Consider the following 13,746-nt stretch of genomic DNA (forward strand, 5'->3'; position numbering starts at 1 on the left):
TTTTGTGGACAGAAACATCGTGTTGTGGGGGTTAATGACTCACATTCCAGTGAACATTTCATGACATTAAAACGGCCGGGCTCACACCGTTAGTCATTATCGTAGTTGCGCGCTGTTTGCAAAGTGCGCTATACTTTGGAAAGTTAAATATTGATGAGTAGACTGTGACGAGATGAGTAACTTTGAATTAATGCTAAGAGAGTCGTGTTTGGTGTAAACGATGATTGTTCAAAGCAAAGATGGTCTTGAAGAAGTCAAACTGGTGACATTTGAAACCAGTTTCGGTGCACACCGTTAACGTGATGAAGAAGCCTGGATAACCATTTGTTGGTGAGCCGGCTTAAAGTTGGGTGGCACCACGCGACAGCGTCCTTACATTGATATGTAGGGACGCTGTTTTTTTCATAACTATTTTCATTCATTGCTATTTATTTTTAAGCGGGCAATCATTAAATTTGCAATTATTGCGCACACTGGGTGATTACGTATGGCATACGTAAAGGGGAAAGGGAGCTGTTTTATGAATAATAAGAATCAGTCGTCAAATTCAATTCGAACTGTCGTCGCTACTGGGATTGGTGCAGCGGTCATCTTTGTATTAATGAAGTTTGTCGCCATTCCAACGGGAATTCCTAACACTCAGTTTAATGTTGCTGAAGGTTTTCTAGCCTTGTTGGCAGCTTTATACGGACCGGTTGCTGGCGGTCTTGCTGTATTTATTGGTCACAGTTTGAACGATTTTGTTACCTATGGGTCACCTTGGTGGACTTGGGTAATTACGGATGGTCTAGTCGGCGTTGCCCTTGGGCTGATCAAAAATCGACTGAACGTTACTGGTGGGGCAGTTAAAACGATGAAACTAGTTTGGTTTAACCTTTACCAGATTGTGGTTAATTTTGTCGCATGGGTGTTGATTGCGCCAACTGGCGACGTATTGGTTTATCATGAACCAGCGGCAAAAGTATATCTTCAAGGGGTTACTTCATGGATTGTTAACAGTGTGTCTGTTGCCATCATCGGAACCATCTTGATTGTGTTGTACTCACGGACTCGTGCCCAGCATGGCAGTTTGAAAAAGGAAAAGTAATTCATGGTTGAACCAATCATTTCGTTTAAAGATTTTGGCTTTCAGTATGACAGTCAATCGGAACCAACATTGAAGCATATTAATTTAGACATTTTTCCAGGTGAGAAAGTGTTACTAGCTGGTCCATCCGGATCAGGAAAGTCGACGTTAGGTCGTTGCATTAACGGTTTGATTCCGCAATCATATCCTGGTGAAATAACCGGTTCGGCTATAGTGGCCGGTCACGATATTAAGGACAGCTCGATTTTTGAACTGTCCTTTAGTGTGGGCACGGTGCTACAGGACCCAGACAGTCAGTTTGTCGGTTTGTCGGTGAAAGAGGATATCGCTTTTTCCCTCGAAAATGATGAACGGAGTCAAACGGAAATGAGGGCTGCCACGAAGAAGTGGGCTGAACGACTGGATCTTAAGCCACTATTAGATCATTCTCCGCAAGGAATTTCAGGCGGTCAAAAACAGCGGGTGGCGATGGCTGGCGTGTTGATTGATGAAAGCAACATTCTGTTGTTTGATGAACCACTGGCCAGTCTGGATCCTGCGTCTGGAAAGGCCTCGATTGAGCTCATTGATCATTTGGCACGACAACAGAATTTGACTGTTGTTATTATTGAGCATCGTCTGGAAGACGTGCTTCAACGGCCAATTGACCGGCTAGTTGTCCTTAAAGATGGCGAAATTGTCGGCAATGACAAACCATCTGCCATCCTAAAAGATTCGTTGATGCAACAGTTAGGCTTACGTGAACCGCTTTATTTGACCGCACTACAACTTGCAGGTGTTAAACTAGCCGACTGTAACAACATTGATTCTGCTGAAACCGTTGCCGGGGACAACATTGAATCAGCTCTCCAGAGATGGACTGCAGGGGTTTCGTTGCAAGAACCCGTTTTGCCGAAACAACCATTACTAACATTGAAGAATTTGAAATTTAGCTACAATCGCAATCAACCTGTTATCCATGGTCTGAACTTAACCATTAATCGTGGTGACATGTTGAGCTTAGTCGGCCGTAACGGCACGGGTAAATCAACGTTGAGTAACATCATTACCGGTTTTCTTAAGTTAGATGATGGTGAAATGAAACTTAACGGTCAGGATTTGACGCAACTGTCTGTCAAGGAACGCGCGGATCATATTGGTTATATCCTGCAGGATCCAAACCAGATGATTTCCAAAGCGATGATTTTCGATGAAGTTGCTGCGGGCTTGCGTTTGCGTGCCCTAACTGACGACGAGGTTGAGCGTCGGGTCAACGATACGCTCAAAGTTTGTGGTTTGTACGAATTTCGCCATTGGCCAATATCAGCGCTCAGCTTTGGCCAGAAGAAACGGGTGACCATTGCTGCCATTCTGGTATTGAATCCGGAGATGATTATTCTTGACGAACCAACGGCCGGCCAGGATTTGCGGCATTATACCGAGATGATGAATTTCCTCGAGACACTGAACCGTGAGCAGCAAGTGACGATTATGTTAATTACTCATGATATGCACTTGATGCTGGAGTATACGCAACGCGCAGTTGTGTTAGCTGATGGCGGTGTGCTGATGGATGCACGACCAGCTGATGTGTTGACAAATGAGGCCGTAATTGAAAAGGCCGCGTTGGCTAAAACAAGTTTGTTTACGTTGGCCGAACGATACCACTTACCGTCAGCATTAGATTTTGTCGCTAAGTTTGTCCAAACGGAACGGGAGGTACGCAGCCATGAATAGTCAGCTCTTAATTGGTTACACGGCCCGTGATACGTTTCTGAACCGGTTGAGTGGTAGTACAAAATTGATTGGTTTCGTTGCCTTATCGATTATCGGCATGGTGACGTATGATACGCGATTTCTACTTGGGGTTTTGTTAATATCATTAATACTGTTTCATTTTTCCAAGATTAAGTACCATGAAGTTGCCTTTGTTTTGCAGGTAATCGTTGCGTTTGCCATTTTGAATCTGGTTATGGTCTATGTTTTCGCGCCAAGTTATGGAATTACCATTTATGGTACGCATCACATGATATTAGGTAGCCCAGATCATTATTTCAACTTATCTTGGGAACAACTTTTTTATGAATTTAATTTGTTATTGAAGTACATTTTTGCCGTGCCGCTAGCGTTGATTTTTTTGATGACGACGAATCCGAGTGAATTTGCGGCCAGTTTGAATAAAATTGGCGTTTCCTACCGGATTAGCTATTCAGTAGCAATTGCGCTGCGATACATTCCGGACGTTCAAAATGATTACCGAACCATCAGCTTGGCTCAACAAGCTCGTGGTTATGAAATTTCACGAAAGGCTAAGCTCATGACACGGGCTAAGGGCGCGGTCCAGATTATTATGCCGTTGATTCTTTCTAGCTTGGACCGGATCGAAATCATCAGCCAGGCGATGGAGCTGCGCCGGTTTGGGCATAATAAGAAACGAACGTGGTACATGGCACAACCTTTCAAACGAAACGACTACTTGGCTTTGATTATAATTGTGTTGATTGTGCTCGTCGGCATTGCGTTATTTAAAGTCAATGGCGGCCGATTCTGGAATCCATTTAAATAGTTTATTGGAGAATACGCAATTTTGGGCTGAAACCAAAATTGCATATTTTTTTGCATTTTCTGCTTGACCTAAAACCCGTTTCAGAGAATACACTGCGTTTGTAAATGAAATCTAACCAATGAACATAGTGGAGGGCGACAATGATGAAATTATTCCAAGAAAATGTTTATACTGACGTCGAATTAGCAGATAACAATGAAATTGCAGCGTTGAAGCTGATTGCACAGACAGCCGCAGACAAATTAGGGGTAGATGAGCAGGAGCTGAAGAGCGGTTTGATTGTTCGCGAGGCCATGTCCACTAGTGCCATGGGGGATATCGCAATGCCACACGCGAACGCTTCGGGCATCGAGAACCCCACAGTGCTGGCGTTTACGTTTGCCGAGCCAATCATTTGGGGTGAAGCGCCGACCCATTCAGTGGATACAGTGATTGCGCTGATTATGCCACGCAATGAACATCAAGAGGATTACCACGATGTGCTGGATAGCTTCGCCAAACATATGACGCAGCCAGCGGATGTTGCGGCAATGACGGCAAGTAAAAAAGATGCGAACGGACTTGTAAACGTTATTAACAATTGGTTGCCGGTAACGGTTTTTGCTTAATCATCAATGATAAAGGAGTGGGCATGAATGGGACACATTAAACACATTTTTTCCGATATGGACGGTACGTTGTTGGATCGTGATGGCAATATGAGTCCGGCTAATAAGATGGCTATCGAACATAGTCACATTCCGTTTACGTTAGTCTCTGCGCGAGCACCGATGGAAATGATGACAGTTATCAACGCATTGAAATTGACGGCACCACAAATTGCGTTTAACGGTGGCCTGATTTTCAAAATGCAGGGGCATCGTTTGATCCCAATTCAGGCCAGTAGCATTCCCGCAATGGATGCCCAACAAATTTTGCACCAAGTCACGCGACGATTTCCAAATGTCAGCGTAAGTTGTTATAGCATGAATGCTTGGTATGTAGAACGAATTGATGCTGGTATTGAATTGGAACGTCACATTACGCACCAAACGCCAACGCTGGTACCGTTTGGCAAACTGATTGAACAACGTGATCTTCGTCTATTCAAAATTATGATGATTACCCGTGATCCCAACGAATTAACCCGTTTACAGGCGTATCTGCGTGCCATGCAGTTGCCAACTGTAGCGATTCAGCAATCTGGTCGAACTTTTGTCGAAGTGACGAGTAAACGGGCACGTAAATCCACAGGCATTGCGTTTATCCGTCAACAGGAACGTTTGCAGGCAAACGAACTGGTTGCTTTCGGTGATGGTCATAACGATCTACCCATGTTTGAAAGTGTCGGTCACGCGATTGTGATGGGCAATGCGTTACCGGAAATTAAAGCTGTTGGTGAGCGAGTGACGTTAAGCAATAATGAAAATGGTGTCGCATATGGCATTCATCAACTGCTGGTTGAATCGTGATCTAATTGCTGCTAACATGCTGGCCGAAAGTTTGCTATGCTAAAGCCAACGATAAAGCGGGAGGTGACAGACGGTGGCGAATATTCATGATATTGCTAAAGCAAGTGGATACTCAGTATCGACCGTGTCACGGGTAATCAACCACCGCAAATATGTCACAGACCAGGTTCGGCAACGTGTTGAACAGTTGATGCGGGATTTAGATTACGTTCCTAATGCTGTCGCCCGCGATTTGAGCACTGGCAAGACCCACAATATTGGTGTTGTACTGCCACACAGTCAACATCCATACTTTACTCAAATCACGAATGGTGTGATGGAGGCGGCATTTGCAGCGGGGTATCGTGTGGTACTGTTGCCGTCAAAATATGATGAACGTGTGGAACGCCATTATTTGGAACAGTTGCGACAGCGTGCTTTTGACGCGGTCATTTTTACCTCTCGTGGTGTTCCGTTAAGCGAACTCGCGCGTGATGATGCGCATACAAAAATGGGACGCATCGTTTGTTGCGAGAATCCAGGTGACTTGCCGTTATCAGCGGCCTTTACCGAACGCAATTCTACCTATGAAACAGCGTTTGAATGGATTAGGGCGCATGGCTACAAACGAATTGGGATGTTGCTCAGCCGTGAATATGCGTTGAGTGCGACCAGTCAGGCGATGATCGAAGCTTACAAAGACGTATTTCATGAGTTGCCACGTCCTGAATTGGTGCGGACAAGCGTAGTTAATAATCAGGACGGCTATGATTCGGCTCAATATTACATTGATCATGATTTACGCCCAGATTTTATTTTTGGCAATGGTGACGACATCGTGGCTAATGCACGACAATGCTATTTGGATCATGGCCTTGCTGTCCCAGGCTTGATGGGACAGGAACATCAGTTATCTAGCACTTTGCTCCACATACCGACGATTGATCATCACTTTAACGAAGTTGGTCGCCGGGCCTTTGAACTAGCTGTCAGTGACCACGTCGCTCAACGACCAGTTGCTTCCACGTTCATCGATATTGATGAATAATAGCTTTAAACATTACAGTATCAATACTTTCAATACTTCCGCTTACGGTTGTCAACATAGGAACGCCCGCCGTGGGACCGGTTCAAGCCGGAAGCCCACAGTCTTTCACCTCGCCGCCAAGCCGCGTGAAGGCCCCGCGTCTTTGCGACCGTCCGTACTGTAAATTCGAAAATCACGAATTAACAGTACCTTCACGGCTTGGTTCCTATGTTGACGCCCTTCAGCTACCTTTGCAGTTAAGCAGAATCGTCATTTTGATCGATGGCGTTCGGTTCGCGGTAATGGCAGTGCAAGTTCTGTTATATGAGTGGAGTCGACCAGAGGCAGAGTTCAGTGTCGATGCTACTTAATGGCATGGGGTTGGTCATTTAGTAGCATGGGACGACTTCAGAGATGTGGTTTTCAGCTCTGAATCGAGGTGGAAAACCGCTGTTCTTGCGGGTTGAAACCGTTCCTCACAGAACGGCGCCTCTGACTGACGAAACGGTTATGAAAAACTAAACTAAAGCGCCCGCACATCATTGAAGAATGCGCGGGCGCTTTAGCTATTCGATTGTGACAGTAAACGTGCGTTGGTCGTGAACCAGCATGCGTTGCAATGTTTGTAGTAGTAATAGCATCCAGCTAAACGACATGATGAAGGCAACCAACTCGTAAGCGGTGAGGGACAGGTAGCCTACTGGCTGAAAGAGAATTGTCGTTACCACTAGTAAGCCACCAATAATGTACGATAACGTCAGAAACTCTGGTGTCACTTTGGGTAGTAAGTAACGGATAGCGACGATCGTGATGATCATGAAATAGACTAGGAAACTGGCCGTTTGGTCATGAAGCTCGTGCATTAAACCACGGCCGTTGTTAGCAAACGCACCGACACCGCCCAGACAAATAGCAGTTAACGTTAATAAGATGCGCAGTGTCAACATGCGTTTGCTGCTGCCAAATTGCTTGCGCAAACTGGAAAAAATGAAATCGACTAACGCGACGGTCAGCAATGCAGAAACGATTAAGGTCAGGTTGAATTGCCAACTGTAAGCCGCCTTTTCCGTGCCCAGGAAGCTGATGTTATGCTCCCACCACCGTTTGTTACTATTGGTGATCATTGACGACAACACACCCGCGACAATGACCGACACCAATAAAGAAAAAATCATGGTTATTGATAGCGCCGAGACTGACAGGATCATCAGGTAGTTAATCAGACTGATGAATAGGAAGAACATGAACGTCGACGTAAATTGATCAAACGTCGCGCCCTTAAATAAAATGCCGGCAAACCAGAAGAAACCTAACAGACAGGTGGTTAGGATAATCATGAACGACAGCCAAATGGTCGGAAAGCTGCGCCAATAAAGTGATCCAGTCAACCATCGCTGGATGTCATGTTTTTGTTTAAAGTGGCGAATTTACAATTGAAATGCAACACAAAGTAAAAAAATAAACCCATACCGGGTAGAATATGTTTAACGACCAAATCAAACAATTCGAGGTATCCGGTATGAGCTATAAACATCTTACTATAAAAGAACGTGAAATACTTATGTTTTTACGAGCTAAGGGGTTATCTATCCGGGCTGTTGCGTTACGGCTGGGGCGAAATCCAAGCACTATTTCACGGGAGTTAAAACGTTGTGCAGGTAATTATTCCCCAAGCAAAGCAGATAATGACTATCATCAAAAGCGGCAGAATTGTCACAAGAAGCGGCTATTAGACAGCCATCCACAATTACGCCGTCAAATTGTTCATTACATCTTAGATCTGCACTGGTCACCAGAGCAGATTACCGCTCGCTTTAATAAGGAACATCAATGGTGTGTTAGCTACAACACAATTTACCGTCATATCTATCAACACAATTTAGGTGAGAAGTACTCCTCACGTGGTGATACCGGTATTCAGCGCCATCTCAGACATAAACATCGGACTCGGCATTCAAAGAATACTAGACGACATCGAGAAGTACAGACCGACTATATCTCGATCCATGAGCGCCCTGGTTTTATCAACCAGCGTCAACGTATAGGTGACTGGGAAATTGATACTGTGATTGGTCGAACGGGTCACTCCATCCTTTTAACGATTGTCGATCGGCTTAGTCGGCTTACGCTTATCAAAAAGGTTGTGCAAAAGGACTCGCAGGAGATAAATAAAGGCTTAGTTGAACTGTTAGGGGCCATTCCTAAAGAATTTGTTCATTCTATTACACCAGATCATGGGACCGAATTTCTTCATCTTGATGAAATCAGCGAAAGGTTAGGTGTTACTGTCTATTGGCCCGATCCATATTCGCCTGAACAGCGTGGAACAAATGAGAATACAAATGGATTAATCCGGGAATATTTTCCCAAGCGAACAGATATTGATAATTATACAGAACAGGACGTTGAACACTGCCAAAAGCAGTTAAATCAACGTCCTCGCAAAGTGTTAAACTATGAAACCCCATATGAAGTATTTTTTGACAAACCGTTGCACTTAGTTTGACAATTCGCCGTAGAAAAATAAGAATGATAATGAGCCGCTAACGATCCCTAAGATAATAACGGCACTCGCGATAGAATTAGTGCCGGCCAAGGCGATTTGATTGATCCCTTGGTTTGATAGATAGGCGAAGAATAAGACACTGGCTAAGATGGATGGCAGCAGAAACCACCGAGTCGGCAATGTCTGATGTTCACGCGCCGGCTTGTCCGGGCGAATGGTAACCTGTTCGTTATCGTCATCTGGCAGTGTCAATTGCAGTTTGTCACCCGGTTTGACATTCAAATGTTCCGCAACTTGTGTGGGGATGTTGATGTGGTGAGTTGTTTCTGATTTCATAAAGCTTCCCTCTAGAAAGATAATCCGTGGTGGTTATGTAGGTATTGTCGACGTAAAATAATTGTGACTATGTCCCATTTTACAGAACTTTAGTAAAAATCACAGGCTATAAATCGTTTTGGAAAGGAATGTTTGCATGAAAACGACGGATACGATTGATGAATGGTGGGATCAGTATGACGAGCATGGAAATATCGTTGGCAAACAGCAGCGTCGAGACCGTGTGCCTGCTGGACGTTACCACCTTGTCGTTAATGCATTTATCTTTGATCAAGATGGGGCGGTGTTGCTGCAACAACGAAGTTTGAGCAAACTGAATCATCCCGGAGCGTGGGATTGTTCTGCTGGTGGTTCTGCTTTGCGCGGAGAATCAGCATTAACAGCAATTAAGCGAGAAATAGCTGAAGAATTGGGACTGACATCGGTGGTCGATTTAAACTGGCATGATAGGTTTCGAGGATCGGATTGGGTGGAGGATTGGTTTGCCTTTCGTGGACAGTTCAAATTGACAGCTGTGAAACCACAGATCGCCGAAGTCGCTCAGATTGCTTTGTTTTCTCCAGAACGGGCGGTAGACAAGTTACAGCAACAAGGTATTGTGAATACAAACAAGCAGTTACAAAAAGCGCTTAATTGGTTGGCGCTCCAACAAAGACGGTAATTACCCCAGTGGGCATGTTACCGTTTTTTTTGTTTGATTGAGTCCTGTTAGTAATGAAACTAAATCATTTTTTGTCGAAAATGAGCGTTATGGTTGACGTAAAATACATATGGGGGTATATTGATATTCGCTCTTATTTAAAGTAAGCAAACGGAGGTCATTTAACATGGTGACAGAAATCAGTGATCAAACATTTAATCAAGAAACAGATAAGGGACTCGTTATTACAGATTTTTCAGCAACATGGTGCCCACCGTGTCAGATGCTAAAGCCGGTAATCAATAATCTGGCGGAACAATATGATGGCAAAGTGAAATTTACATCGATGGATGTTGATGAAAATCAACAGGTTCCGGCGGCGTTTGGTATCCAAGGGATTCCTACACTCATTGTTAAAAAGGATGGCAAGGTTATCGATCAGTTGGTTGGTTTTCGGCCAGAGCCATTGTTGAAAGCGCAGTTAGAAAAGTATTTAGCAGAATAGTAACAAGTGACTCAATTCGTTAAGTTAAAGGTGACAAAGGAGTTTTAAAAATGGAAACACATGCAGCAATCTATGGTCGTCATTCGGTTCGAGATTTTAGTGATCGGCCCATTGATTTAGACACTGTTAAGTCAATTATTGAGGATGCCAGTCAGGCACCTTCGTGGGCTAACTCTCAGCCGTGGTCAGTTTACGTCGCCACTGGTGATACACTGGCCCAAGTTCGCACGGTTAATCAACAACGCGTACTGGCCGGTCAGAATGGCACGCCTGACATGGCCATTGCTCACCGAGAGCAATGGTCATCACGTAGTCAGCAAGCAATGGCCGATTGGAACGAAAAGATGGCGGAAACAATTGCTGACACACCAACGGATGTTGAAGAGCAGACGACACAAGCAGCCGCCAACTTGTTCAATGCGCCCGTAGTTGTGTATTTTACCGTTCAGAAAAACGCCACGGGGTATTCATTGTTTGATACGGGGTCGTTTGCGCAAACGTTGATGCTCAGTGCCACGGATCGTGGTGTGGACAGTATGCCGGCGTATGCACTGATCGCATATCCCGATGTGTTACGGACAGCTTTAAATATTCCAAGTGATCAAGAAATTGTCATGGGTGTAGCTTTAGGACACGCCAAGGTAGATGATAAGATTAATACGGTTACGCCAGGAAGGTTAGCGTTGGCTGATTTTGTTCACATTGCAGAGTAGACGGCTTCAATGAACGGGAACCTTTTGATTAGCAATCATTATCCCTGCTGGGGTATAATGGACGAAATTAATTTGGAGGTTTTTGCTCATGATGAATGTGCCAGACGTGGCTCAAAAGACGGTAGCCAGCAAGCAGATCACTAATCGTTTAAAGCGTTCGCGTGGTCAAATGGATGGCGTGTTGCGCATGATGGATGAAGGCCGTGAATGTCAGGATATTTTGGTTCAGCTCGCTGCTGTTCGTTCCAGTGTGGACAAGGCGATGAAATTAGTGGTTGCTGAAAACATCCGCCAAACAGTTGAAAAAATGGGCGTTGCTGCTGACAGTGAGGAAGCTGCGTCGCTACAGAAGTCGTTGGATCTGATGATGAAGACGCGTTAAAACAGAGTTGAATATATTGTGCCTTAAGCCATTTCGTTAATGAAATGGCTTTTTTGCTGCCTCAAGAAAAGAAAAAAACAACTTGCTTAGAAACTAATGAGAATGCTAAACTGTTTATAATTTAAGAGTGATGCCGAAGCTCGGGAAGGTTCGAGCAATAACGTAAAGGTGGCAGCGTGCAAGCGCACTTTGCTTGTAGGATGACAGCTTTGGGTTATGCACAGGACCTTGAGCGACAGGTGCACGTTTTAGAAGAGTGATGCCTTACTTCGGGTTGAATCCGAGCAATAAGAAACAAGGCGAATGATTCGGTGATTTTACGAATGCTTTGACTTGTAGCTTATGCACAGGATTCAGAAGTAAGGTGCCCGTTTAGAAGAGTGATGCCGAAGCTCGGGAAGGTTCGAGCAACTGTCGGTAAATTATGTGAGGGAGGACATTGCAATGTCTGCATTAACGTTTGCTAACTGGTTTGCCAATGCATTTACAATTTCGTATGTATCTGCGTTTAAGGGGACCAGTGTGCACTTTTTTAAACGTTAACGTAGGACTGAATGTCGTCATGGTGGTCATGCACTCGGCAAGCAGCTGGGTGCTTTTTTTATAGAGTGATGCCGAAGCTCGGTAAGGTTCGAGCAATAACGTAAAGGTGGCAGCGTGCAAGCGTACTTTGCTTGTAGGATGACGGCTTTGGGTTATGCACAGGACCTTGAGCGATAGGTGCACGTTTTAGAAGAGTGATGCCGAAGCCCTGGGAGAAGTTGAGCAATAACGTGGAAGCCGTCACATTTGGTGGTTTTCCGAATGAGACGGCTTTCGGGTTACGCGCAGACTTCTGGGCGATAGGTGCACGTTTTAGAAGAGTGATGCCGAAGCCCTGGGAAAAATTCAGTAAGAACCGAGCATCCCTTAAAAGCATTCACCATATCGACATTCCAACAATGGAGGGCTCCACATGAAGCAAACTAATACAGCAGTAAAAAGATTCTGGGAAGCATACTGTCAGTCAATCGGTCGGCAATTGCCACAGCCGGACGCATGGTCGTTTGGGATGACAACGTCAATGGCAAACGAATTAGCCGACTTAGTGGTTAAAGGTAAAAAGACGGCGACGACATCCGCTTTTATTGAGGGTGAGACGGTTACACAAGTTGGTGACTATGACATTATTTTAAACGGTGACGATCAGCCAGTTGCGATTATTCAGAATGTCGTTTCGGAGATAATGCCTTATCAACAGGTATCCGCGGAACATGCCTATCACGAAGGCGAGGGTGACCGGACGTTAGCTTATTGGCGCAGGGTTCACGAAGCGTTCTTTCGTGAAGAAGGTGCTCAGGACCACTATCAATTTAGTAATCAGTTATTAATGAGTTGTGAGGTGTTTGAACTAAGGGCAACGCAGGCAAGTTTGGCAGACAATCTGGAGGCAAACGAATGATGAGTAATTTTATGAGTGGAGAGTTGGTTCATTTAACCGAACTACGTCAGGGCGATACAGAATTATTCGCGCAAGAACAATGGACTGATGGCTGGTTCAGACAACTGAGCATGGACATGTCACGCGTATGGTTGCCAGAGGACTATAAAGAAGATCTTAAAGGTGAACACTGGGGCACCGATGAGTTCGTGTACGTGGTGCGGGCCAACGATACGGAAGCGACGGTTGGCTGGATCTCACTTGGGGATGTTCAACTGAAGAATCGTGGTGCAGAAGTGGGCATCGCCATCGTGGAAAGTCAGCAGGGCCACGGTTACGGCACGGATGCGTTGCGGATTATTTTGAAGTTTGCGTTTGACGAGTTGAACATGCACCGGGTTCACTTAGAAGTGAATGGCAATAACGCCGGGGCTATCCACATTTATGAACGGGTGGGCTTTAAACGTGAAGGAGTTAATGTTGGCGCACTATATCAAGATGGTCAGCGAATTGACCGGTACAGTTACGGAATTTTGCAAACGGAGTGGCGTGCATTAACGGAGGCAACAAAATGAAAGATGTGCTAAAAGGACGATTAGTGAACCTCACGGAAGCACGTGAAGGAGATGCAACTTATCTACAAGAGCATCAATGGGCTGGTGCGTTTGCACGGAGTAGCGAGTGGGATTTAGCCACGGTTAGAACACACAAAAGCTTCGTTAAAATGTTGGCTAACAACGAGCCAGATGGCATGATGCTGATTGTTCGCAAACAGACCGATGACAGCCCAGTTGGTTGGGTCGAGTTAGACGAGATTCAGTTGAAAAATCAGGTGTGTGAACTAGGAATTGGCATCGTTGACCCGGCCGAACGTGGTCACGGTTACGGGACTGACGCGATCAATTGTATGTTGGCCTATGCCTTCTTTGAAATGGGTCTGTATAAAGTTCGTTTGGGTGTGAACAGCAATAACTTGGCAGCTGTGCACACTTATGAACGTGTCGGATTCAAACGTGAAGTTGTGAACCGCGGGGGCCTTTATCAAGATGGCAAGTGGTTTGACCAATATGAATATGGCATTATGGGGTCGGCATGGATGGCTGCTCACCAAGATTGGCCGGAGTTTTAAGCTTATAAATGAACGTAAAGGAATGT

The 13,746-nt window shown here is 45.1% G+C and carries 16 protein-coding genes; 14 read left to right on the plus strand and 2 right to left on the minus strand.

The window, feature by feature from the left end; all coding sequences use genetic code 11:
• The first annotated feature begins 520 nt into the window (after positions 1-520).
• The 6 genes from ABUE36_RS03765 to ABUE36_RS03790 all read left to right on the plus strand — a co-directional run bounded on the left by ABUE36_RS03765 (position 521) and on the right by ABUE36_RS03790 (position 6,110).
• Entirely contained in the window at positions 521-1,087 is a 567-nt protein-coding gene (locus tag ABUE36_RS03765) for an ECF-type riboflavin transporter substrate-binding protein (protein WP_161002253.1), read from the plus strand.
• A gap of 3 nt (positions 1,088-1,090) precedes the next feature.
• A complete protein-coding gene (locus tag ABUE36_RS03770) occupies positions 1,091-2,803 on the plus strand; it encodes an ABC transporter ATP-binding protein (RefSeq protein WP_161002254.1) in 1,713 nt (570 codons plus the stop codon).
• Positions 2,796-3,632: an energy-coupling factor transporter transmembrane component T family protein gene (locus ABUE36_RS03775; protein ID WP_161002255.1), complete on the plus strand. Its 837-nt coding sequence runs from the start codon at positions 2,796-2,798 to the stop codon at positions 3,630-3,632. The genes ABUE36_RS03770 and ABUE36_RS03775 overlap by 8 nt, the downstream gene beginning before the upstream one ends.
• A gap of 140 nt (positions 3,633-3,772) precedes the next feature.
• A complete protein-coding gene (locus tag ABUE36_RS03780; protein WP_421017191.1) occupies positions 3,773-4,240 on the plus strand; it encodes a PTS sugar transporter subunit IIA in 468 nt (155 codons plus the stop codon).
• Positions 4,241-4,267: 27 nt separating this feature from the next.
• On the plus strand, positions 4,268-5,083 hold the full coding sequence (locus ABUE36_RS03785) for a Cof-type HAD-IIB family hydrolase (RefSeq protein ID WP_161002257.1): 816 nt from the start codon (positions 4,268-4,270) through the stop codon (positions 5,081-5,083).
• A 73-nt stretch (positions 5,084-5,156) separates the two neighbouring features.
• Positions 5,157-6,110, plus strand: a complete 954-nt coding sequence (locus ABUE36_RS03790) for a LacI family DNA-binding transcriptional regulator (RefSeq protein ID WP_161002258.1) — start codon at positions 5,157-5,159, stop codon at positions 6,108-6,110.
• Between the two features lie 545 nt (positions 6,111-6,655).
• Here the strand turns inward: ABUE36_RS03790 and ABUE36_RS03795 are convergent.
• A complete protein-coding gene (locus tag ABUE36_RS03795; protein ID WP_161002259.1) occupies positions 6,656-7,426 on the minus strand; it encodes a DUF998 domain-containing protein in 771 nt (256 codons plus the stop codon).
• Positions 7,427-7,608: 182 nt separating this feature from the next.
• Between ABUE36_RS03795 and ABUE36_RS03800 the strand changes: the two genes are divergently transcribed.
• Entirely contained in the window at positions 7,609-8,595 is a 987-nt protein-coding gene (locus ABUE36_RS03800) for an IS30 family transposase (RefSeq protein WP_191982121.1), read from the plus strand.
• On the opposite strand, the gene ABUE36_RS03805 is transcribed toward ABUE36_RS03800, so the two are convergent.
• Positions 8,587-8,931, minus strand: a complete 345-nt coding sequence (locus tag ABUE36_RS03805) for an AbrB/MazE/SpoVT family DNA-binding domain-containing protein (RefSeq protein WP_421017192.1) — start codon at positions 8,929-8,931, stop codon at positions 8,587-8,589. The two genes, ABUE36_RS03800 and ABUE36_RS03805, sit on opposite strands and share 9 nt — an antisense overlap.
• A 136-nt stretch (positions 8,932-9,067) precedes the next feature.
• Here ABUE36_RS03805 and ABUE36_RS03810 point away from each other — a divergent pair, with 136 nt between their 5' ends.
• The 7 genes from ABUE36_RS03810 (at position 9,068) to ABUE36_RS03840 (ending at position 13,720) form a co-directional block, all read left to right on the plus strand.
• Positions 9,068-9,592, plus strand: coding sequence for an NUDIX hydrolase (locus ABUE36_RS03810; protein WP_421017193.1), 525 nt, complete (start codon positions 9,068-9,070; stop codon positions 9,590-9,592).
• A gap of 166 nt (positions 9,593-9,758) precedes the next feature.
• Complete coding sequence (gene trxA / locus ABUE36_RS03815; RefSeq protein ID WP_421017194.1) at positions 9,759-10,076, plus strand: thioredoxin; 318 nt, start codon at positions 9,759-9,761, stop codon at positions 10,074-10,076.
• 50 nt (positions 10,077-10,126) lie between these two features.
• Positions 10,127-10,789 carry a nitroreductase gene (locus tag ABUE36_RS03820; protein ID WP_421017195.1) on the plus strand — a complete coding sequence of 221 codons (663 nt, stop codon included), beginning with the start codon at positions 10,127-10,129 and terminating at the stop codon, positions 10,787-10,789.
• A gap of 88 nt (positions 10,790-10,877) precedes the next feature.
• The gene (locus ABUE36_RS03825; RefSeq protein ID WP_161003768.1) at positions 10,878-11,171 is read left to right on the plus strand and encodes a metal-sensing transcriptional repressor; all 294 of its coding nucleotides are present in this window, start codon (positions 10,878-10,880) and stop codon (positions 11,169-11,171) included.
• A 955-nt stretch (positions 11,172-12,126) separates the two neighbouring features.
• A complete protein-coding gene (locus ABUE36_RS03830) occupies positions 12,127-12,612 on the plus strand; it encodes an ASCH domain-containing protein (protein WP_161002269.1) in 486 nt (161 codons plus the stop codon).
• Positions 12,609-13,166, plus strand: coding sequence for a GNAT family N-acetyltransferase (locus ABUE36_RS03835; RefSeq protein WP_161002270.1), 558 nt, complete (start codon positions 12,609-12,611; stop codon positions 13,164-13,166). Before ABUE36_RS03830 ends, ABUE36_RS03835 begins: the two co-directional genes overlap by 4 nt.
• Positions 13,163-13,720 (plus strand): GNAT family N-acetyltransferase, encoded by a 558-nt coding sequence (locus ABUE36_RS03840; protein ID WP_421017196.1) that lies wholly within the window; start codon positions 13,163-13,165, stop codon positions 13,718-13,720. The genes ABUE36_RS03835 and ABUE36_RS03840 overlap by 4 nt, the downstream gene beginning before the upstream one ends.
• Positions 13,721-13,746: the final 26 nt, after the last annotated feature.

The sequence above is a fragment of the Furfurilactobacillus cerevisiae genome (assembly GCF_048961765.1).
Classification (GTDB): domain Bacteria; phylum Bacillota; class Bacilli; order Lactobacillales; family Lactobacillaceae; genus Furfurilactobacillus; species Furfurilactobacillus milii_A.